At 41.9% G+C, this 19,844-nt stretch carries 17 protein-coding genes, 1 other RNA gene and 1 pseudogene; 14 read left to right on the top strand and 5 right to left on the bottom strand.

Annotated elements, in window-relative coordinates; genetic code table 11:
• The first annotated feature begins 1,831 nt into the window (after positions 1 to 1,831).
• Positions 1,832 to 2,524, top strand: coding sequence for a helix-turn-helix domain-containing protein (locus DG357_RS17530; protein ID WP_159087789.1), 693 nt, complete (start codon positions 1,832 to 1,834; stop codon positions 2,522 to 2,524).
• 477 nt (positions 2,525 to 3,001) lie between these two features.
• On the top strand, positions 3,002 to 3,538 hold the full coding sequence (locus DG357_RS17520) for a fimbrial protein (protein ID WP_088204872.1): 537 nt from the start codon (positions 3,002 to 3,004) through the stop codon (positions 3,536 to 3,538).
• Between the two features lie 41 nt (positions 3,539 to 3,579).
• On the opposite strand, the gene DG357_RS17515 is transcribed toward DG357_RS17520, so the two are convergent.
• The 3 genes from DG357_RS17515 to DG357_RS17505 all read right to left on the bottom strand — a co-directional run bounded on the left by DG357_RS17515 (position 3,580) and on the right by DG357_RS17505 (position 7,672).
• Positions 3,580 to 4,251 (bottom strand): fimbrial protein, encoded by a 672-nt coding sequence (locus DG357_RS17515; protein ID WP_088204871.1) that lies wholly within the window; start codon positions 4,249 to 4,251, stop codon positions 3,580 to 3,582.
• Positions 4,252 to 4,470: 219 nt separating this feature from the next.
• The gene (locus DG357_RS17510) at positions 4,471 to 6,942 is read right to left on the bottom strand and encodes a fimbria/pilus outer membrane usher protein (RefSeq protein WP_088204870.1); all 2,472 of its coding nucleotides are present in this window, start codon (positions 6,940 to 6,942) and stop codon (positions 4,471 to 4,473) included.
• 4 nt (positions 6,943 to 6,946) lie between these two features.
• Positions 6,947 to 7,672, bottom strand: coding sequence for a fimbrial biogenesis chaperone (locus tag DG357_RS17505; RefSeq protein ID WP_088204869.1), 726 nt, complete (start codon positions 7,670 to 7,672; stop codon positions 6,947 to 6,949).
• A 471-nt stretch (positions 7,673 to 8,143) separates the two neighbouring features.
• Between DG357_RS17505 and DG357_RS17500 the strand changes: the two genes are divergently transcribed.
• From DG357_RS17500 to DG357_RS17445, 12 genes and pseudogenes are all read left to right on the top strand, one after another.
• Positions 8,144 to 8,677 (top strand): fimbrial protein, encoded by a 534-nt coding sequence (locus tag DG357_RS17500; RefSeq protein ID WP_088204868.1) that lies wholly within the window; start codon positions 8,144 to 8,146, stop codon positions 8,675 to 8,677.
• 100 nt (positions 8,678 to 8,777) lie between these two features.
• A complete protein-coding gene (locus tag DG357_RS17495; RefSeq protein ID WP_224222660.1) occupies positions 8,778 to 9,314 on the top strand; it encodes a fimbrial protein in 537 nt (178 codons plus the stop codon).
• A 25-nt stretch (positions 9,315 to 9,339) separates the two neighbouring features.
• Positions 9,340 to 11,853 carry an outer membrane usher protein gene (locus tag DG357_RS17490; RefSeq protein ID WP_159087788.1) on the top strand — a complete coding sequence of 838 codons (2,514 nt, stop codon included), beginning with the start codon at positions 9,340 to 9,342 and terminating at the stop codon, positions 11,851 to 11,853.
• Positions 11,841 to 12,647 (top strand): fimbria/pilus periplasmic chaperone, encoded by an 807-nt coding sequence (locus DG357_RS17485; protein ID WP_408608536.1) that lies wholly within the window; start codon positions 11,841 to 11,843, stop codon positions 12,645 to 12,647. The genes DG357_RS17490 and DG357_RS17485 overlap by 13 nt, the downstream gene beginning before the upstream one ends.
• 11 nt (positions 12,648 to 12,658) lie before the next feature.
• Positions 12,659 to 13,225 carry a fimbrial protein gene (locus DG357_RS17480; RefSeq protein WP_088204866.1) on the top strand — a complete coding sequence of 189 codons (567 nt, stop codon included), beginning with the start codon at positions 12,659 to 12,661 and terminating at the stop codon, positions 13,223 to 13,225.
• 8 nt (positions 13,226 to 13,233) lie between these two features.
• A complete protein-coding gene (locus tag DG357_RS17475) occupies positions 13,234 to 13,728 on the top strand; it encodes a fimbrial protein (protein WP_088204865.1) in 495 nt (164 codons plus the stop codon).
• The gene (locus DG357_RS17470) at positions 13,725 to 14,198 is read left to right on the top strand and encodes a fimbrial protein (RefSeq protein WP_088204864.1); all 474 of its coding nucleotides are present in this window, start codon (positions 13,725 to 13,727) and stop codon (positions 14,196 to 14,198) included. The genes DG357_RS17475 and DG357_RS17470 overlap by 4 nt, the downstream gene beginning before the upstream one ends.
• Before the next feature lie 7 nt (positions 14,199 to 14,205).
• Entirely contained in the window at positions 14,206 to 14,727 is a 522-nt protein-coding gene (locus DG357_RS17465) for a fimbrial protein (protein ID WP_088204863.1), read from the top strand.
• Positions 14,728 to 14,740: 13 nt separating this feature from the next.
• Positions 14,741 to 15,556 (top strand): PapG chaperone-binding domain-containing protein, encoded by an 816-nt coding sequence (locus tag DG357_RS17460; protein ID WP_088204862.1) that lies wholly within the window; start codon positions 14,741 to 14,743, stop codon positions 15,554 to 15,556.
• 1 nt (position 15,557) lies between these two features.
• Positions 15,558 to 17,192 (top strand): PglL family O-oligosaccharyltransferase, encoded by a 1,635-nt coding sequence (locus DG357_RS17455; protein WP_159087787.1) that lies wholly within the window; start codon positions 15,558 to 15,560, stop codon positions 17,190 to 17,192.
• A 50-nt stretch (positions 17,193 to 17,242) separates the two neighbouring features.
• Positions 17,243 to 17,935, top strand: a complete 693-nt coding sequence (locus tag DG357_RS17450; RefSeq protein WP_159087786.1) for a helix-turn-helix domain-containing protein — start codon at positions 17,243 to 17,245, stop codon at positions 17,933 to 17,935.
• A 179-nt stretch (positions 17,936 to 18,114) separates the two neighbouring features.
• Positions 18,115 to 18,647 (top strand): annotated as a pseudogene (locus tag DG357_RS17445) (transposase); the annotation flags it as partial.
• Between the two features lie 215 nt (positions 18,648 to 18,862).
• Here the strand turns inward: DG357_RS17445 and ssrA are convergent.
• Together ssrA and smpB are read right to left on the bottom strand one after the other, a co-directional pair.
• Positions 18,863 to 19,226: a transfer-messenger RNA gene (ssrA, locus tag DG357_RS17435) on the bottom strand.
• A gap of 89 nt (positions 19,227 to 19,315) precedes the next feature.
• Positions 19,316 to 19,798 (bottom strand): SsrA-binding protein SmpB, encoded by a 483-nt coding sequence (gene smpB / locus DG357_RS17430; RefSeq protein WP_008502505.1) that lies wholly within the window; start codon positions 19,796 to 19,798, stop codon positions 19,316 to 19,318.
• Positions 19,799 to 19,844: the final 46 nt, after the last annotated feature.

Here is a 19,844-nt window from a genome sequence, read left to right as displayed (position 1 = left end):
TCTTTGATTGCTATAAAGAAAATATTTATTACTATTTGGTGATTTTGCTGAAGGAGGGGCATGTCCTGTTATTATTTAGCTACAGTGAACCTTTCGCTCAAGAATTTTAATGCACCTCTTTTTGGAAGGTCTACAGATCATTATCGGAGTGAACTGTGACTCATATTAATAGTAGTATGAATATTTTTCAAAATATTGAAAATAATCTTTCATTCAGGAGCTTTTTCGCGTCCGGAACAATGTCCCTTTGTTGATTCGCAGGAAAAAGAAAAAGGCCCCGGGCTACGGGGCAAGGCGTATGAAGATGTACTTTTTTCTGATATAAAAAAGGCATTGCGCTTTACCTTTTTATGTAGCAGGAAGAGCCCGCGAATGGCACCCTGCTAGAGGTAATCTTACTTGGGGTTGTGGTAAATTACACTGTCCTTTTCAGTACCTTGGGTTTAATTAACATTAAAATAAAAAACTATTTAAAAACCAATACCCACGCCCCAATCCGTGGTTACTGAACCACGATCTCGGTATGCTGATGGCAATCAGAGCTTCATAAGCTTCCGGATAAAGGTGGCTAGGTTCACCTGTGTGATATCCCTCTCTGGCCACATCATGCCTTCACGTTTAAACCCTCAAACTTTCGCGATGAGAGTGGCCGATTTACCCTCTCCGGTTGGTTGGTCAAGAAGGAAAAAGCGGCTGTTCTGGGCATGAGCCAGCTTGTTAAGTGGATCAAAAAACAGCGGCGCACGTCGTGGTCGAAATAGCAAATCCCTTGAGGACCGGCCCGTTCATACCTGCAGCAGCCTGTGCAACTGTAGCAGCTGGCGAAACAGGGCAACGGTGTGCTGGTATCACCATTCAGGGCTGCCAGCACCTGAAGCGCTGTGCCGCCGGATAGGAAAAAGCGTGGCAGGGCGCGAGGGTGCAACCAGCCGGAGCGCTGTCGATCAGTAGCATACAAGAGTCCAAAACCAGTTGCGTTACCACACCTTCCGGCTCGCCGTTCAAGACAGCGAGTGCGGTGCTGAAGAGGTCGGAAAATTCAGGCTGGTGTTCGAGCCACATCAGCTTTGCCCGATCCAGTTCTGCTGCGCTGCGTAGCGCCAGCAGCGATCGATAACCTTACGGATAGGACGGCCGTTTAGTGCGTAGAAATGAAGGGGAGCAGGCAGTACACGGTCTGCAACATACGACTGATTTTCTACTGGCTGACGGGATAGCCGTCAAGGGTAAATTGCTCCCCACCGCCAGTTGCGTCGGGTACTCAACACCTGCGTTACGGAAGAGGATGCACATGTGCTGAATGCCTTCTTCGCGTTCGATAAACATCAATCCATTGTCGAGGTCTGGGCTTCGTATTACTTGTTGATGTGTGTGTATGCTGGCGTGATAAGCAGGGCCTCCTGCTGTGCTTTCTCATTCAGCGAGGCGGATTGAATAGATGTTGTAAACAGTGCTGAGTTCTCTTTACGCGATCAATTATTTGGCACGGTTATTTTAAATCCTTAGCCTTCGTAGGTAAAGGGAACGGTAAATATTAGTAAAGGCATTTCTCCATTCCCCCAAAATAATGGACGCAATTTTTTGGGTAATTGCTTACTTCAGGCACTCCAGTCTACGTTGATTTTCGGTAATAAAAAATATTTTAATAATAGCACATTACACTACACCAAATCTTTTCCTACTTGATTTGTTGTACTGAATAGGACATTTAAACTGTCTGTAAATTAACATAACATAAAAGAATGTACTATTTGCGAAATGGTAAGAGATTGCTCAATGAAGTTATATGGCAAGCATTCATAAAAACAAATAAATAATGTTTAGGATGATTATGAAAACAATAGCATCGGACAACGATGAATTTGAACATCCCTTTAGCTTTTTTATCGGAACAAAACCAATCAAAGCCATTGAGGATATATATAGAAATCTACTTCCTTTTGGTGAGGAAAATATAATCGCAAGAGGGCGATGTCTGGATCTTGAATCTCCAAAATATGGCGGTGGTGTTTTTTTAATACAGCATGGTTTGCTTTCATGTTGTTCCGCTGAATCTAATATTATTAAAGGAACTTATCTATCACCTTCGATTGCGGGTTTGGTCGATGCATACAGTTGTTTTTATGACATACCAGGAAGAGTGCGTCATTACTATTATGCAGAAACAGAAGTGATTGGTTTTTTTATTCCTCTAAAAAGATTTGTAGACATTATCGATAGTAATGCTGTGTTATGGCATCAAATAGCAAGGATTTTAGCACATAGATTAATGACTATATCATCGCGGGATAGCACTTTTCTCGATGGCGATTCATACATGGCGATCAAATCACTTCTCGAGGAGATTTATTTCTACCCTGAACAATACAGGAGACAGATATATATTGCGAATTATATCATGAAAAGAACAGGCATTTCCCGAAGTAGAATTATGAAGATACTATTAGACCTTAAATTAGGAGGGTATATAGATGTCTCTCATGGTAGGCTAGTTAGTCTTTCTAAGTTGCCAAGTAGATATTAACGCCATTTGTTTAAGGGGGAAGGAATGCTTGAATGCTATTATGGATTGGGAACGAAAAAACATCCTCACCACCGCAGGACCAAAGGCTACTTGCAGTTCAGGCTGCTTTACAAATCATACAAACAAAGTGTGAGAGTGATAGTTCAATGCTGAGTAAATTATCAGAACATATCATACCTCTGCTAATACTATACAAAAAGTTTTTGCAAAATTTGAATTTCGATGCTGGAGCATAATCAATGAAATCCTCAGTTCATACTAATTAATATAAATAAGAGTAGGGCCAGTAGAGCTGGATGATAACAATAAAGTCTATAGTCAGTGATTAGTTTAAATGTATAAAAAGTGTTTGTGTTAAAAAGGTTTACAATGTCTAAAAGTAGACATTAATAATGATTTTTAAATTCAATTATTCATAATAATATATGTCATGCATTCGTTAAGTAATGCATTTATATATTTTGACAAGGAAAACATATGAAAACAGTAATTAAAACTAGCATTATTGCAGCAGCAATGGCAGCAGCCTTTTCCACTTATGCAGCAACACCGGATGCGGGTGTTCAGGTGAACTTCTCCGGTACACTGACAAGCTCTTCATGTGCTGTTTCCGTAAACGATGGCCAAAGCACCATTGATATGGGAAGCATTGATACATCAGGTCTGACCGTCGGTGAAACAACTCCGCAGCAGAACTTCAACGTTGACATCAAAAATTGCCCAAGCAGTGTTACCAGTGCATATTTAGTCTTTGACGGTTCCACCGCGGATGCTGCAGCAGGGCATTTCAGCATTACGAGTGGTACGGGAAATATGACCGACCATATCGCTATGCAGTTACTTGATCTCGGAACTGGTGGCTCCATCGTGAAACCAAGTACTTCAACTGTGATTCGCTCTCTGGAAAATGGGGCGCTTAGTATTCCTCTGGCCGCGCAAATGGTAGTACTCAAAGATGGCGTGGATGACGGTGACTTTACAGTTTCTACTTCCATGCACGTAATTTATCAGTAAATCTATATAATATGCTAAGACCGCCAATGGCGGTCTTTTTTTTATGGATAAATCATATGCAATGTTGAAACAACGTTAAAATCACCCTCCGTCAATGTACCCGTCTTGATAAGTCTTGCATTAAATGACAGCTTTCCTGACTCTTCGTTGACTTTAAAAATTCTATTCAGTTTCAATTGATTACCTCCCGCGTCACTTATGCTTATAGCCAGCCCCTTCTTTTCAATTTGCTCTGACGTTAAAAATCCTTCTTTCGTTTCAGCACCTTCCCAGCGAGCAAGAGCGGGGCCGGATGAAGCACATTGATAATTTAATGCAAAAGATTTTGTCTCTAACACCCGCTCATTGTTATTGCTGATATCTATTTCACCAAAGTTCACATTCGTATTACTGAATTGGCAGGATTCAGGGTGTAAATGTACGGAGTTACGCAAAGTGACCAGGACGGCTGGCTTGGTATCATCTGTTTTTATGACACCATAAATGCCAGAATTTACCGACGCGATATTCCCAATGTGGGGCTGTGTTTTTACAAGTTGAAAAGTGAGCCGTGTCCCAGCAGATAATGTCCGATGGCACTCAGGGCCGCTGCAGTGAACATGTTGAATCAATGGGAAAGCGTGTTGATCCAGTAAGAGCCGATATGAAATACCTGGGACATTTGTTTCATATAGACTTTTCATACCTTTACGCGGCAGTTTTGCAATCGCCATGAGCTTTCCATCTCCTTCACATGATAACTGGTATTTGGGATCGGAGTATTGAGATTAACTGTTTTCTCAGCAAGGATGCCCCCTATGTCAGTATCCTGAGAAATAATAATATCGGGTAATACCATACTAACCCGCTGCGTATGTTCAACATGACAGCCTGCTTTAACTGATGAACTGAATAAACAAAGCGCAGAAACGGTAAATATTGAAGCAAACGATTTATTCACAGGTAAGATGAAGGTCATATAAATGTTTTCCAGAATGAGAGTTAATAGTGAAAGGAGCATGGCAAGTTTGCGCAGGACTTCCCCACACTGCGGTCAATGTGCCACTTTGAGGTACGCCAGAGAGGAAAACTTTCCCTGTTTCATCAACAATACCTTCATAGGCATTATCCGCAGTAGCGGTGGCACCAAATGGAACTGGCGTACCATCTTTCATTTTTAACGAAGCTAAAATTTTCGAACCTATATGTGGTTTGTATTCTGCAATGACAATCGCAGATTTCGTTGGTGACAGATAATCGGTTAAGTTGCTCATATCAACATCGCTGCTTTGGCTTGAGTTATCAAGGGATATCTCGTCTTGCCGGTAAGGCTGAATATACGGAATAATTGCATAACCACGATAATCAGTTACAACGCCTGGGTTATTCAACACTTTCAGTCCTTTTGCGCCGGTAGCTTTCACAAGCGCTATCGCATCATTGACATCAAACGGTTGTCCGGCCGTCACTCCATATTTCGAAACGATGAGAGATCCTTTCATTTCGTAGCTAATACTTTGTAGATCCGTTGCGTGGCTATAATTTGTAGAGAAATCACCTTTGCCGCTCTTATATTCAAGACTAGCATCCTCATGGCTGTGGTCAGAAGACTGTTTCGTCGCATCAAAAGACCAGCTCAACGTATCATCTTCCAATGCTTTACCATTGATACCAACTGATTGCGAAGATGAACCTGGACGCTGCATATTGCTTGATAACGTAAGCCACGAATCGTGTGAAAAGGTTGAAAATGGAATCTGCATACTGATAGACAATTGCTGCTCAGAATTATCATCCTCATCCTGGCTCCACATCCATCCGAAGTTAAGACTAATATCGCCAAGCGATAAACTATCAGTAAGCGAAAGGTTTTCTTCGGTACTTTTATGCCAGTACTCAGCCCTCCATGCAGAAAACGTAAGCGTGCCGGCAACATTCATGGGCTGGTTCAAAGAAAGCTGCAGTTTATTTTTCTGTCTATCGGTAAGCGAGCTTGAATTATCAACATCATCATCAATAACGTCAGCAAAGGAGGTGTAGGAATCATCCCCTGAAAATGACCATGAGAAATTAAGATCTGTCCCAGAATTCACGAACGTTTTAGCATATTGCAAACGGTAATTTTTCCCAGATTGATTCGCCTCTTTTTCTGGCGTGTAATTCATTTGAGTTACATCTGCAGAGAGAGAACCAAGTTCGTCTAATCCAATCGCGTAGCCAAGATCAGCCGCGACATAATCCGCTCCAATTAAGGTACCGCCAAAAATTGTATTATCCTGAGATAAACCATAGAAAAGCGTGAATGAAGAAAAATCCCGCCCTGAGGAAGAATTGTTGTCGGTACGACCTGCATTGAAACTGTACTGAAGATGACCCGGACGTTGCATCGCCTGCACCATTCCCCAGGGCTGGGTAAAATGATGTTCGCTTCCATCTGATTCGGCAATACTCACTTTAAGCTCTCCGCCACCAGACTGAGGATACAAATCACTGATGACAAAGGGGCCTGCAGGAACATATCGTTTATAGATCACGTCCCCATCCTGGCTGATTTCTACTCGGGCATTTGCTGTCCTGGCAATTCCTCTTACCACAGGCGCATAGCCCTGTGCTTTGTCAGAATACATTGCGTTTTCAGTTTGTAATGAAACGCCTTTGAAAGAGAAGCTATCGAAGAGCTTGCCGTCACTGCTGCCATCCCCCGCTTTTAAAATGCCTCGTAAAAATGGGATATCGCGTTGTAGCCACGCCTGATTCGTATTCCAATTGGATGGGCCCGTCGACGGCATGTCTAAAGTGCTGAGAGTCCGCAGCCTCCAGGCCCCAAAATTGAGGCCGCTATTAAGATTCACAAAACGATCGTCCGCTCTGAATCCTCCCTCGCTCTCCTTTTTTTGGGCTCCGCTAGCATCATAATTGAGGCTCAATGCGGTAATACCTTCATCCCATTGGGATACAGGGATACCAAGATCAGAGTCAGGGGCGGGTTTCAGATAGGCCTGAGGGATATTGATAGCTAGTGACTGCTGATTAAAATTGAAGTCAATTGATGCACCGGGTAGATCCTTTTCTAGATTTATGGGGTCTTTTAGTTTGGAATGGTTGTCTAGAAAATAGACACCCAAACTATGCAACTGAGAGAGAGTCAATTCTGGATAAAGTTTATCGTTTTTGTTTTTCTTAAAATCGATTTGCACTTTTTTCACAAAATGTGAGTTCACACTGACAGTTACATAGTATGTCCCCGGGGGGTGTCCGTCCCCTCTGAAACGGCTCAGATCGATTTTTTTTGCATCAATCTGGCTTGTATTTTCAATTGCTGATGTATCAAAAATGGTATCTGACGATACTGCAGTGAATGAGAAAAAAAAGACACCGGCAAATAGGGTACGTAAACATCCCTTGCTGATTAATAAAATAGCCATAATATCATAAAGTTATAGAGTTTTCTGGCGTGATTTGTCCAAAGTCACCCAGAGCCGTCCACGTAAATGAATGAACACGCCCAGTATGGACGTATGTCAGTTTTCCGAACGGCGCAACCATAGAGTTTTCAGGTGTATTAAGCTTTGTTCCATCAGCATTCAGACTGTAAAAGGTAATGTAATAGGGGGTAGGGTTCGTTATGGAGACCTGGTTTCCTGACTGGGTGATCTCGATTTTCTTCCAGGCATTTGCGGCTTCAGGCGTATCAATTTGTTGCGGACGCCAGAAAAGCTTCATTGAGGATTTAACTGAGATCAGCAAACTGCTGTGCTGATTTTCGGCTTTGCCAGGAATTGCTTTGAAATTGAGATAAAAAACAGATTCCCTGTCTTGAGGAAGCGTAGCAGTGTTTTCAGCGATTATGCTTATTTTACTTGTATCACCTGCATCCATTTTGAAAAGTGGCGGTGTTACCACGAAAGGAACATCATGTTTTTTATCTGCGGTATCTTTGTCGAGCACCGCTTTTACAGAAAAATCAGACACCCACGACTGTAAGAGGTATGGGCCTTTGTCTTTATTGTAAACATTGACAGTTGTACTGTCTTCAGATGCATGATAAACAAATCGAGTTCCTCCAAATGTTAAAGAGGCTTCTGCGGTTGATGTGATAGCCAACATTGAAAGTGCTAAAACAGAAAAAACAATATTTCTACAAGAATTAACCATAGAATATAAATCCAATATTATAATGAGTGTAAAACAAGTACTCTGTTTTCAACAGAGCAGCAGTTGTTATGAATATCTATAATAGAAGCGCTAATCTCAATGTCCTTTTAGAGACAGCAAAGGCTGTTTACAATTGCCATTAGAGAAAAACATATGACATTCTTAACTTTTTTGATACTCATCTTATCTCTACAGAAAAGTCAAACATAGCAATAAAATTTGCAACCATGTGTAATAACAAATTCATTTAAATCAATGAGTTGGGTGTGGTATAGGTTGGGTATTATTTTGCTCATGTTTGCTGCCAATGAATGATATTTTCAAGTATAGGTGTCCTGAAGGAGACACTAAAATGCTTGGCGCCCATGAGTACATAAAAATAGAATGTTGTCACAGCCAGATAATGAACAAAATATTTGTTTTAAAGTTTGGTATGACCGTGATAACAATATTTTATTTTTAGGAGCAATAATGAAAAAGCAAGTTCTTGCAATGATGGTTTCTGCAATGATGTTTGGTGGTATGACTGCTGCACACGCGGCTGATCAAGGCCATGGTACAGTGACTTTCACTGGCTTTATTATTGATGCACCATGTTCCATTGATCCGGATAGTGTTGATCAAACTGTTAGCTTAGGTCAGGTTTCCAGTACTGCACTGGAAGCTAATGGCAACACGGGGACCTCAACTCCACAGAACTTTGAAATCAAGCTAAAAGATTGCTCACTGTCCACTGCGAAATCTGTAGCAACTACTTTCACTGGTGCAGAAGGTGCAAATGACGGGTCTCTGGGTATCACTGGTACCGCAAGCGGTGCAAGCATCATCCTGACCGATGGTGACGGTCAGCAAATCAAGCTGGGCGAAGCTTCTTCCGCACAGCAGCTGCAGGATGGTAACAATACGCTGCTGTTCTCCGCTTATTTGAAAGGCGATGGGGCATCTGCAACCGTAAACCCAGGTGAATTCACCTCTATCACTGACTTTACTCTCGCTTATCAGTAATCAGTAATCAGTAATCAGTAATCAGTAATCAGTAATCAGTAATCAGTTACTTTACGGTATATCCTTTTTTGGATATACCGTAATTAAAGGAACAGTGTAGATGATAAGAAAATATTGTTCCGCGCTATTTATCGTCAACGTTATGAGTATATTACCCTGCCAGGCAGATAACGATTTAATTCGAGGCCATGGGATTGTCAATATGGAAGGGGCGATAATATCTACAGCGTGCGATATATCTATGGATAGCCGCTATCAAGATATCGATATGGGAGATGAGAGTATACGCTTGCTTAAACGCAATTCTTATGGGCGTGCTAAACCATTTTCTATTCAATTGATAAACTGTGATTTAATGCGGAAGAAAACAGAAACTCCATGGCAATTCATCGAAGTCGTATTTGATGGGGCTGAAGATAATGGAAATTTTAAAGTTAATGGTACAGCTAAAGGTATAGCGTTAAGAATCGAGAGTAAAGATGGCGCTGTTGCAATTCCTGGTAAACCAATGCCGTATGTAGCTATGCATAATGGTGATATAAGGCTTGACTATAACTTAAGATTAGAGAAAAAAGCTGACGCTATGATCCCGGGTCAGTATAGCTCGATCATTAAATATAGAATTAATTATTATTAACAGTTATTCACGTGTGTGGTTCTTTATGAAATCTGAAAAAAATACCAAATCCTTTAGTTGTAAATTACCGCACGCAATAGGACTTTCTCTTTTATCTTTATGTATGATCACTGCCCTGCAAAATAACGGTTGGGCTGACGATGATATACAGTTTAATACTGATGTGCTGGATGTAAAGGATAGGGGTAATATTGACTTAAGTCAATTCTCAAACAAAAATTACATCATGCCAGGTGATTACGCGTTCACTGTAAAAATTAATCAAAATCAAATACCTGAACAGAAAATATCTATTTTTAATGTAGGTGATTCAAAAAAAGATACTAAGGTCTGCTTCTCTCCTGATCTGGTGTCAAAGCTGGGCTTTAAGGATGAATACCTCAAAAAAATGCCAATTTGGCATAAGCAGGACTGCCAGGATATCCAGATTTTGGAGGGTGTTGAAGTTCATCCTGATTTAGGAACTGGTGTTATTTCGATTAGTGTGCCGCAGGCTTATCTGGAGTATGCAACTGAAAACTGGGTACCGACAAGCTTATGGGATAATGGGATTCCGGGCGTTCTGGCAGACTATAACCTTAACTTCCTCGCCAATAAGAACAATGATGAGCAGGAGACAAACAATGTTTCAGGTAATGGAACCTTCGGTGGCAATCTCGGTGCGTGGCGTGCTCGTGCCGACTGGCAGGCGAATTATGATGATCAAAATGATGATAATTCTACTCAAAAATCTTGGTCCTGGAGCCGCTTTTACCTGTATCGACCTCTGCCAGCACTCAAATCAAAGCTGACTTTGGGCGAAGATTACCTAAATTCAGATATGTTTGATAGTTTTCGTTTTGCCGGCGCAAGTCTCATTTCCGATGACAATATGCTACCTCCTAATTTACGCGGCTATGCGCCTGAGGTGACTGGTATTGCGCATACGAATGCTAAGGTAACAATTTCGCAGGAGGGTCGCGTCATATATGAGACTCAAGTGGCTGCGGGTCCTTTTGATATTCAAGATTTGAGTGAAGCAGTTTCAGGAACATTAGACGTGCATGTCCAGGAGCAGGACGGTTCTGTACAAAACTTTAAGGTAAATACTGCCAGCATACCTTATCTGGCTCGTCCAGGATCAGTACGCTATAAAATTTATGCTGGCAAACCTATGGACTACGACCGCCACTCCGAAGGCGATAACTTTGGTTCTGGTGAGTTTTCCTGGGGGGTCACCAACGGCTGGTCATTGTACGGCGGCCTTTTGGGGAGTAAAGATTACAGTTCCGAAGCGGTGGGGATTGGTCGAGATTTGATGGTATTGGGTGCAATTGCGCTTGATATTACGCACTCGGATGCCAGTCTTGATAACGAACAGCGACAGGGACAATCATACCGACTCAGTTACTCAAAAAGGTTCGATGAAACGGGAAGCGAAGTTACGTTTGCAGGCTACAGATTCTCAGATAAAGACTTCATGAGCTATAGCGATTTTCTTGATTATATCTCTGAAGATGATGATTTTATGCAAAGCAAAGAAATGTATACCATGACCTTTTCTCAGAATATCGATTCTTTGGGTTTAAGCGCATATATAAATTACTCGCATGAAACGTATTGGAATAACCCTGCGGAAGATAGATATAACATTTCGCTATCTCGCTATTTTGATGTTGGTAAGTATAAAAACATCAATTTATCGGTAAATGCTTACAGGAATAAATTTGATGGCGATAATGATGACGGTCTTTATATTTCACTTTCCGTACCTTGGGGTGATACAGGGACCCTGAGTTTAGACTCATCGGTGAATGGACAGAATAACAGTAATCTGTTGGGCTACAGCGACAGGTTTAATAATGGGGATAATTACCGAGTCCAGGCTGGGGCATCGGAGAGTGGGGCCAGCTTCAATGGATATTATGATCATCCTGGTGACATGGCAGAAATATCTACCAGCCTTGATTATCAGGGTAATCAGTACCAGTCTGCTGGAGTGACATTGCGGGGGGGGATGACAGCAACCGCACATGGCGCTGCCCTGCATCGCAGTTCAAAAATGGGGGGAACCCGTATGATGGTTGATGCGGGAGAAGCTGCGGATATTCCAGTCCAGGGGTATGGCAGCGATGTCCATACCAATATGTTTGGTAAAGCAGTAGTAACAGACGTAAGTGATTATTCGAAAAGTATTCTTCGACTGGATCTTGACCATATGCCGGATAATGCAGATGCATCAACATCTGTTGAAGAGGATGCTTTAACGGAGGGAGCCATAGGCTACAGGAAATTTAATGTAGTTTCAGGTCTGAAGGGTATGGCAGTAATTCGTTTATCCGACGGCTCATATCCTCCGTTCGGAGCAACTGTATACAATGCTGATAAACAGGAGGTCGGTATTGTTAGCGACGAAGGTCAAATATATCTAAGCGGTATTCGACCCGGAGCAAAAATGCAAGTGGAATGGAATGGTTCAGAACAATGCTCTCTTTCCCTACCTGATAAACTGGAAGGCGGGAAAAACTTGGAGAGCTTATTCTTACCATGCCAAAGCTGATTGCCAATATTGATGTAACCTATATGAGAATGTATATGAAAACTTTTACGCAGAATAAAACTATTTTACTGGCATCGTTAGTATTAACGCTTTGTGTTTCAGCCCAAGCCTCTGCTGCTGTAGCGCTGGATCGTACTCGTGTTGTAGTTAATGGTGGTGATCAGTCGGAAACGTTAAGAATTACAAACGAAAATAAACAGCTTCCCTATTTAGCACAGGCTTGGCTTGAGGATGCTAAGGGTAAAAAAATTAGTTCTCCAATGACTGTTTTACCGCCGGTACAACGCGTTGAGCCGGGCGCTAAAAGCCAGGTGAAAATTCAGGTTACGCCTGCGATTGCTGGCCTGCCACAGGATAAAGAGACCCTTTTCTATTTCAACCTGCGTGAGATTCCACCACGTAGCAATAAACCCAATACACTACAAATTGCACTACAAACGCGAGTGAAGCTTTTTTATCGTCCTGAAGCAATAGCTCTGGATAAGACACAGTCTGCCCGCGGCGACTGGGTTGAAAAAGTGACCCTGAAACGCCAGGGGGATACTTATACCGTCGATAATCCGACCCCCTATTTCCTCACGCTTGTCGAAGCACACAGCAGTGCGAAAGGTACCCCAGTTTCCATGAAACCTGGAATGGTTAGCCCAAAATCTACGATGAAGCTTGAGGCCTCAGCCGAGAAACTCGGGAGTCACCCAGTACTGAGCTATATCAATGATTACGGTGGACGTACTGAAATTCAGTTTACCTGTACTGGCAGTCAATGCTCAGCAAAACTGTTAAAGGATAAATAAAAGGGATAAAAATGAAGCGCTTAGTTCTTCTATGTATTGCAGTATTCTTCTCCTCTTATTGTCTCGCTGATGATAGCAACAATGGCGAAAATGGTGTCCTGGATGTTCATGGCGCTCTGGTGGAGAACACATGCCATTTATCTCTTGACTCCGCTTGGCAGGATGTTGAATTAGGCGTTATCTCTCATTCTGATTTAGAACATGCCGGGGACGTTGGTCCTGGCACTGAACTAAGCATTTATCTTGAGGATTGCCCGGAAATATCCAGCTGGTCAACGAATATTACACCTATGACACATACGGTAAGTACATTGCAGCCGTCATATCAGGCAACATTTGATGCTGTAGCGGATGAATATAATTCCACCTTAGTTAAAGTTGTGGGGGCGAGCGGCATTGGTTTAATGATAAAGGATAGCTTAGGTCGTAAAGTCGCTATCTCCAGGAATAGCGATAGCGTTTTACTAGCACCAGGCCAAAATCGACTAAATTACACGATACAACCAGTGCGAGACTCCGGCATATTCTCGGCAGGGAATTTTCATTCAGTCATCAACTTTGGTATTAGCTATAATTAGGTGTACCCATGCATATTATCAGGCTTTTCACTTTTGCAGCGTTAGTCACATGTTTTAGTCAATTTGCTTATGCTGATGGGTCAAGCGCAACGATTAAAGTTATGGTAAATATAAGCATACCGCCTTGTACAATCAATAATGGCCAGACTATAGATGTTGATTTTGGCGATAGTATATATACCACGGATGTTGCCAAGGGTATTTATTCTGTTCCAGTGAACTATAGTCTTGACTGTCAGGGAATGGAAGCAGATAAAACGCTACAAATGACGATTTCTGGTACTGGAGAAGATTTCGATAGTTCTTATCTCAAAACCTCAATGCCTGGGTTGGGCATAAAGCTAATAGCTAACGGTGTGGATTTCCCTTTAAACAGCAAACTGGACTTTAAAACAGCAACGGATAAACCAGAATTAGTAGCAGTTTTAGTAAAAGATCCTGCTCAAGATTTATCAACAGGGGAATTTACTGCAGGTGCCACAATGGAGGTTAGCTATCAATGAAAAGATTATTTATTGTTTTATTAACAGCCTTGCCTCTTGCTGCATTGTCAAGTGATAACATGTCATTTCATGGAACTTTAATCTCTCCATCATGTAAAATCAATAATGGCGATAAAATTGAAGTTGATTTTGGACAAGATCTGGGCGTAAGTGAGATCGATGGAGTAAATTTCAAAACAAAGATAGATTATAATATAAGCTGTGATTCAGGCTTCCCGGAAAGTCTGGCAATTGTTTTGGATACTTCTAATCCTGCTGTTTTTATGAATTCAACGCTCCAAACTTCCAAATCAGAATTAGGAATTCATGTTTTGGTTAATGGTACTGACGCAATGTTTGGCCAAAAAATCGCGGTCGATGATCCTTCTTCACCGCCGGTCGTTGAGGTTGTACCAGTAGGAAACCCTGCTGATACCCTCACTGCAGGGTCATTCGAAGCTACAATGACACTGCGAACAGACTACATGTGAGAGAAAAATGCGCACTAAATTTGCTCTTGGGTTATTTTTTTTGTTTTTCCATCTTGCCTGCTCTGCAGAAGATAATGTTCATCTTTCCGGAGCGTTAGTCTCGAACGCTTGTGTTTTACCCGACTCGGACCAGGATATTCAGGTTAATTTTGATAATCTACAACTTAAAGAACTTACAACCAGTGGTCGTTCGCAAAATACTCCTTTCACAATCCACCTTCAAGATTGTGATATTGATGTTGCGAGTACGGTCTCTGTGGCTTTTAATGGGCAAGAGGATGCAGAATTAGAAGGGATGTTGGCGGTTGATAGCTCAAGTACCGCTACAGGCATTGCAATAGGCATTATCGATGATAGTGGTGCAAAAGTTAATATTAACCAGTCGGGTCAAATAAATCCCATTTCAGCAGGCAACTTCAGTATCAATTATAATGCTTTCGTACAGGCGGAACCCTCTGCAGTTAGTAATAATTCTTTAAAAGCTGGGGATTTTAGTGCAACAACAACGTTTACGTTGACGTATCAATAACGGTGGAATAAACATGGGTAATAAATTTTTTTTCTTACTGCTCTTTCTCTCTAATATCTGTTTGGCAGGAAATTATCCTGTTATCACGTCTATTACCAATGAGGCTATGGGCTACGACGATTATCAATATCATATCACGCAGGCCTTGCTCGATGTTGGTCCCAGCACTGATGCTCATGTACATTCTCGCTCAGTTGTCTCTCTTGGACATAGGCATTTTCCCGGTGATACATTTGTAGCCACTACGAGCAATCAAGCAGTGCATAAAAGTAGTGACCCCGTTGAGACAATTAGTGAATTAGGCCAAGACGCTTATGCTATGCAGGGGGATGAAACCATTGTGTATCACCACGGGGATGAACCTGATGCAAACACAGAGTGTGTTGCATACGCATATCTTCCCGACCAGACCAGTATACCACAGGAGGGCGGAGTGAGCTGGTCGAAAGTAATCGTTCCTGGTGGTTGTCTGGTTGTACCTCCCGCTGAAGACTGGTGTAAAATAACAACCCCCGAGCTCATACTTGATCACGGCACAATAGCACTTACAAATGCTGAAGGAGACTCCGCGACAACGAATATGAATGTTAACTGCGTGGCGCAGACTGATGTAAAATTTAACCTTATCAGTAATGAAAACTACATCTACCTTGACGAAAATGGTGTTAATGACGGCCAATCAACAATAACAGTTGATAATCAGGATTTAAATACTAAGATCGTTCTCCCCAGTGGCGACTCCTCTCATCAAATCAAAGATTATTTAACGGGTGTTACCGAAGCTGGAGCTCATGTTGGAAGCAGTGTTCTGGTTATGGAACTTTATTAGCATGACAAAGATGTATAGCTTATTTTCCCTGACTTTTCTATTAATTGCTACGGCTTTTTACATCCCTAATAGTGGTGGTTCCGGCGTTGAACTTCCTTACAATCTCATGACGATTTGTGCTGTAGGCATTTTTTTTATCATTTTAGCCTACAAGCTTTGTTATCTTGGTATGAGATTTAGGTATAAAGAGATTATTGTAGGTTCAATAATACTTGCTATGCCATGGTTACTCCATCACAAAAACAGCCTGGGGGTTTTTATATTTTTAGGATGCATCCTGATTTGGTGCCTTCTTGATAAAGTTTTCATAAATGACTATTGCAAAAAAATTATTATATGCATCATTTTTTCATTGAGCTGTTTTCAGGCCATGCTGGCGCTATTCCAAACATTTTGCCCTTCATTGGCAATGCATTTTTATGAATATAACTGGATTCAAAACCATGGTAGACCGTACGGTATTTTTCAACAGCTAAATTTGCTGGCCAGCTTTATTGCTACCGGAATTGGTTGCGGTATATTACTTTTTTTTAATTCAGAGAAAAAAAGTAATAAAATTTGGTTGCTTATAGCATTAAGTATTCAAGTTTTTGTGCTTGCATTAAACCAGTCACGTACGGGTTTGATTGGTACCGTATTCATTATGGTATTACAGATTTTAATCTATAAAAAAAAGCCGAGTAATATATTTGTTCTTTTAGTGGTACTAAGTTTATCCTATTCCTATGGAATGTATATTGTCAACCATCTAACAATTATTGTTGAAGGCAAGCCTTTCTTACTTGCGCGGGCTTATGATGCTTCTACCACTCAACGTTGGAAGATCTTAGTAGCTACAATACAGTTGATCATGCAAAAACCATGGTTTGGATGGGGTTATGGAACATTTGAGTATACTTTCAGTAGGTATATCATCGCGCATCCTGCATTCAATTTTGCAAGTCGATTAGAGATATCACATCCTCATAATGAATTATTATTCCAGTGGTATCAGGGAGGAATAATTCCTGTTTTCGGCCTGCTCACACTTTTTTGGGGATGGATAAAGATAATTTATGCTAACTTCAAAGAAAGCAGCTACAATACTGGTTACTCTTTGCTCATTATTCCCTTGCTGGTGCATTTAAATCTGGAGTATCCTTTCTATCAGTCAACAGTTCATCTTCTTCTATTTATTGTAGTATTGCGCGTAGGTCTTGTTGAAAAAGAAATTGTTTCACAGAAGGTGAATGTTTCTCAAAGAATTGTTATTTTTTCTTTTGGGATGATAGTATTCAGCTATGGATTTGTTGCGCTCTGTGCTAATCATTTTTTGACTAAATACGAGAGAGAGCATCTCGCTTCTTTCCCTGACGACCCTCCCTTATATTTTTATACGCAGCCGGAGAGAACACATTTTGACGAGATGGTAGCACTTTTAGTTCATTATAATAGTACGCATAACCTAAACTATTTACGCCAATTTATGATAGAAGCGAGTCAATATTCTAAAATCCATAACGATAAAAATATCTGGTGGAGCATGATCGAAATAGACAATTTTCAACACCACCCAACAATGGCAGCTCAAAAGCAAGCCATGTTTATCAAACTTTTTCCTGAGACGACTTTCAGCCTTGCAACTCATGTTGACTAATGCACAGTTTATTCTATCATTTAGAAAATATTTGTAACAAGGCATATGCTATGCGAACTTCACCACAGGACAACAATGAATTCAATCATCCCTTTGAATTCATTGCAGGTACTAAGCCTATCAAAGCTATCGAGGAGATGTTCACCGCACTCCTTCCTTTCGGTTCAAAAAAAATCATTACCAGAGGATCGAGCATAAATCTTGAGAAAATAAACCCGGGTGGGGGTGTACTTCTGATACAGGATGGTTTTCTGTCAGGTAGTAGTGCGGCCTCGGAGATAGTTAAGAGTACATTTTTGCCCCCATCTATAGTAGGTATCATTGATTCTTATAGTTTTTTTTATAATGTACCTGGGCGAAGCAACCATATTTTCTATGCTGAAACTGAAGTCGTCTCTTTTTTTGTTCCTATACAAAAATTCATCGAGATATGTGATAGTCAACCAGATTTATGGCATAATGTTGCCCGAATTTTGGCGCATCGATTGATGGTGGCAACCATGCGAAATAGTGCACTGGTTGGTGGTGATGCCTATACTGGCATTAAACAATTGCTTGAAGAAATTGATTCTTTTCCTAATGCATATAAACAGCAAATCAATGTGCCTTATTATATTGTACGGCGAACAGGCGTTTCTCGAAGTCGAGTTATGAAAATACTTTCCGATCTGAAAATGGGAGGATATATTATCATAAAAGATGGTAAGCTTATCCAATTGAATAACTTGCCAGCTGCATATTAAAACATAGGTGGTTTTTTCTTTAGTGTGTTTAGGATAACGGGATTTTAAAACATGAGCTATTTATTTTTTTAAAAATGTAATTACAAAATGCCTTTCCTTCTGTAAGTCTCCCGGCAAAACGAACCATTCACTTTTAGAGATCTTCCGACATACTGATTATGTCCCCTGAGGAGATCGCTATGCGCAAGATCCGATTCACTGAACACCAGATCATCACCGTATTGAAGTCCGTCGAAGCAGGACGTACCGTCAAGAATGTGTGCCGTGAGGCCGCTATTTCGGAAGCCAGCTATTACAACTGGAAGGCAAAGTACAGGGGATGGAAGCGGCCGATATTAAAAAATCAAAGATCTGGAAGACGAGAATCGGAGGCTTAAACAGATGTTTGCTGATCTCAGCCTTGAGTGCCGGGCACTGAAAGACGTCATCAAAAAAAGCTTTAAAACCAGCGATAAAGCGTGAACTCGTCAGCTATCTGACGACACAATTTGCCATGAGTTTACGCCAGGCCTGCAGGACGTTATCGATGAGCAGGACGGTGTATTTTTATCAGCCCGATACCCGGCGTGATGAACCCGTGATCCACTCGCTGGCAGAACGCTATCCGCGCTACGGTTTTAAGAAGCTGCTCCAGCTGCTGCGCAGGAAGGGCTTAATCAGCAACGCCAGTTCGTCGCCATCGCGCAGCATATACTCGGTCTTCTGCGCCCTGGCGGCAGCGATCTCGGTATTGTTTAGGGATTTCAATACCTTAGGTATGTTTTTGCACCTTGTTTTTTTAGCGTTCTGGCAACGCGGTGCAAAACAAGATACATAATGCTCAAGATTCATATAGAGATCATGACCACACATGCAACAAAAAAAAGCCTGCAACTCTTTGAAGTTACAGGCTTTTTTAAGGTTCATGATGCGTCATGAATGAATGTTTGGTGGAGCTGGCGGGAGTTGAACCCGCGTCCGAAATTTCTACATCCTCGGTACTACATGCTTAGTTTGTCTTTACATTCGCACGCCAGCTGCGGACAGACACGCCACTAACGAACTAGCCTGATTAGTTTTAACGCTTCAACCCCAGGCAGGGCTTCCACGCGATCTCTTTTGGGTTTGACCTCTCTTTGATCCCCGTCTTAAGAGCGGAAGCTAGGGAGAGAGGGCTCAGAGCAGGTTATTAAGCTGCTAAAGCGTAGTTTTCGTCGTTTGCGACTATTTTTTTGCGGCTTTTAACGAGGCAAACCGCCCCTCGGCATGCACCTTGGGTTTCGCAAATCCCGTCGAATCCAGAATCAGCCCCAATAGTGTTGAACTAAGTATACCAGATTTCACTTCCTGGATACCAGCCCGGAACGCTAACTTATTGAATAGTACAATAAGTGTGCAGAATCAACGTCCTGCGTTTTTCATAATGCGCGCTTTATCCAACTGCCACTCGCGTTCTTTCAGGTCAGTACGTTTGTCGTGCTGTTTTTTACCTTTCGCGACGCCAACTTTCACTTTGCACCAGGCATTTTTCCAGTACAACGACAGAGCGACCACAGTGAAACCCTCGCGGTTGATGCGTCCGTAAAGGGATTCCAGCTCACGCTTGTTCAGCAGCAGCTTACGGGTGCGCGTTGGGTCACATACGTAGTGCGACGAGGCGACGGTCAGCGGCGTAAAGTTCGCGCCGAACAGGAAGGCTTCGCCATCTTTAAGGATCACGTAGCTGTCGCCGATGTTGGCTTTCCCGGCGCGCAGCGATTTTACTTCCCAGCCCTGCAACGCAAGGCCAGCTTCGAATTCTTCTTCAATGAAATACTCGTGGCGAGCACGCTTGTTGAGCGCAATGGTCGCCGAGCCTGGTTTATGTGCTTTTTTCTTCGTCATAAGTGTCGTAAAGCCGTCGGTAATCTGATTTCAAAAAGTCACCTCA

The organism is Enterobacter bugandensis (assembly GCF_900324475.1).
GTDB classification, from domain to species: domain Bacteria; phylum Pseudomonadota; class Gammaproteobacteria; order Enterobacterales; family Enterobacteriaceae; genus Enterobacter; species Enterobacter bugandensis.
The sequence above is the reverse complement of the archived record's forward strand: the minus strand, read 5'-3'. Positions and strand labels throughout refer to the sequence as shown.

What these genes read in the sequence shown, in the direction of transcription:
- DG357_RS17485 (WP_408608536.1), top strand. Translation starts at nt 11,841, where the DNA reads ATGCCAAAGCTGATTGCCAATATTGATGTAACCTATATGAGAATGTAT.
- DG357_RS17475 (WP_088204865.1), top strand. Translation starts at nt 13,234, where the DNA reads ATGCATATTATCAGGCTTTTCACTTTTGCAGCGTTAGTCACATGTTTT.
- DG357_RS17505 (WP_088204869.1), bottom strand. Translation starts at nt 7,672, where the DNA reads ATGGTTAATTCTTGTAGAAATATTGTTTTTTCTGTTTTAGCACTTTCA.
- DG357_RS17480 (WP_088204866.1), top strand. Translation starts at nt 12,659, where the DNA reads ATGAAGCGCTTAGTTCTTCTATGTATTGCAGTATTCTTCTCCTCTTAT.
- DG357_RS17450 (WP_159087786.1), top strand. Translation starts at nt 17,243, where the DNA reads ATGCGAACTTCACCACAGGACAACAATGAATTCAATCATCCCTTTGAA.
- DG357_RS17490 (WP_159087788.1), top strand. Translation starts at nt 9,340, where the DNA reads ATGAAATCTGAAAAAAATACCAAATCCTTTAGTTGTAAATTACCGCAC.
- DG357_RS17510 (WP_088204870.1), bottom strand. Translation starts at nt 6,942, where the DNA reads ATGGCTATTTTATTAATCAGCAAGGGATGTTTACGTACCCTATTTGCC.
- DG357_RS17465 (WP_088204863.1), top strand. Translation starts at nt 14,206, where the DNA reads ATGCGCACTAAATTTGCTCTTGGGTTATTTTTTTTGTTTTTCCATCTT.
- DG357_RS17500 (WP_088204868.1), top strand. Translation starts at nt 8,144, where the DNA reads ATGAAAAAGCAAGTTCTTGCAATGATGGTTTCTGCAATGATGTTTGGT.
- DG357_RS17520 (WP_088204872.1), top strand. Translation starts at nt 3,002, where the DNA reads ATGAAAACAGTAATTAAAACTAGCATTATTGCAGCAGCAATGGCAGCA.
- DG357_RS17515 (WP_088204871.1), bottom strand. Translation starts at nt 4,251, where the DNA reads ATGGCGATTGCAAAACTGCCGCGTAAAGGTATGAAAAGTCTATATGAA.
- DG357_RS17470 (WP_088204864.1), top strand. Translation starts at nt 13,725, where the DNA reads ATGAAAAGATTATTTATTGTTTTATTAACAGCCTTGCCTCTTGCTGCA.
- DG357_RS17455 (WP_159087787.1), top strand. Translation starts at nt 15,558, where the DNA reads ATGACAAAGATGTATAGCTTATTTTCCCTGACTTTTCTATTAATTGCT.
- smpB (WP_008502505.1), bottom strand. Translation starts at nt 19,798, where the DNA reads ATGACGAAGAAAAAAGCACATAAACCAGGCTCGGCGACCATTGCGCTC.
- DG357_RS17530 (WP_159087789.1), top strand. Translation starts at nt 1,832, where the DNA reads ATGAAAACAATAGCATCGGACAACGATGAATTTGAACATCCCTTTAGC.
- DG357_RS17460 (WP_088204862.1), top strand. Translation starts at nt 14,741, where the DNA reads ATGGGTAATAAATTTTTTTTCTTACTGCTCTTTCTCTCTAATATCTGT.
- DG357_RS17495 (WP_224222660.1), top strand. Translation starts at nt 8,778, where the DNA reads ATGATAAGAAAATATTGTTCCGCGCTATTTATCGTCAACGTTATGAGT.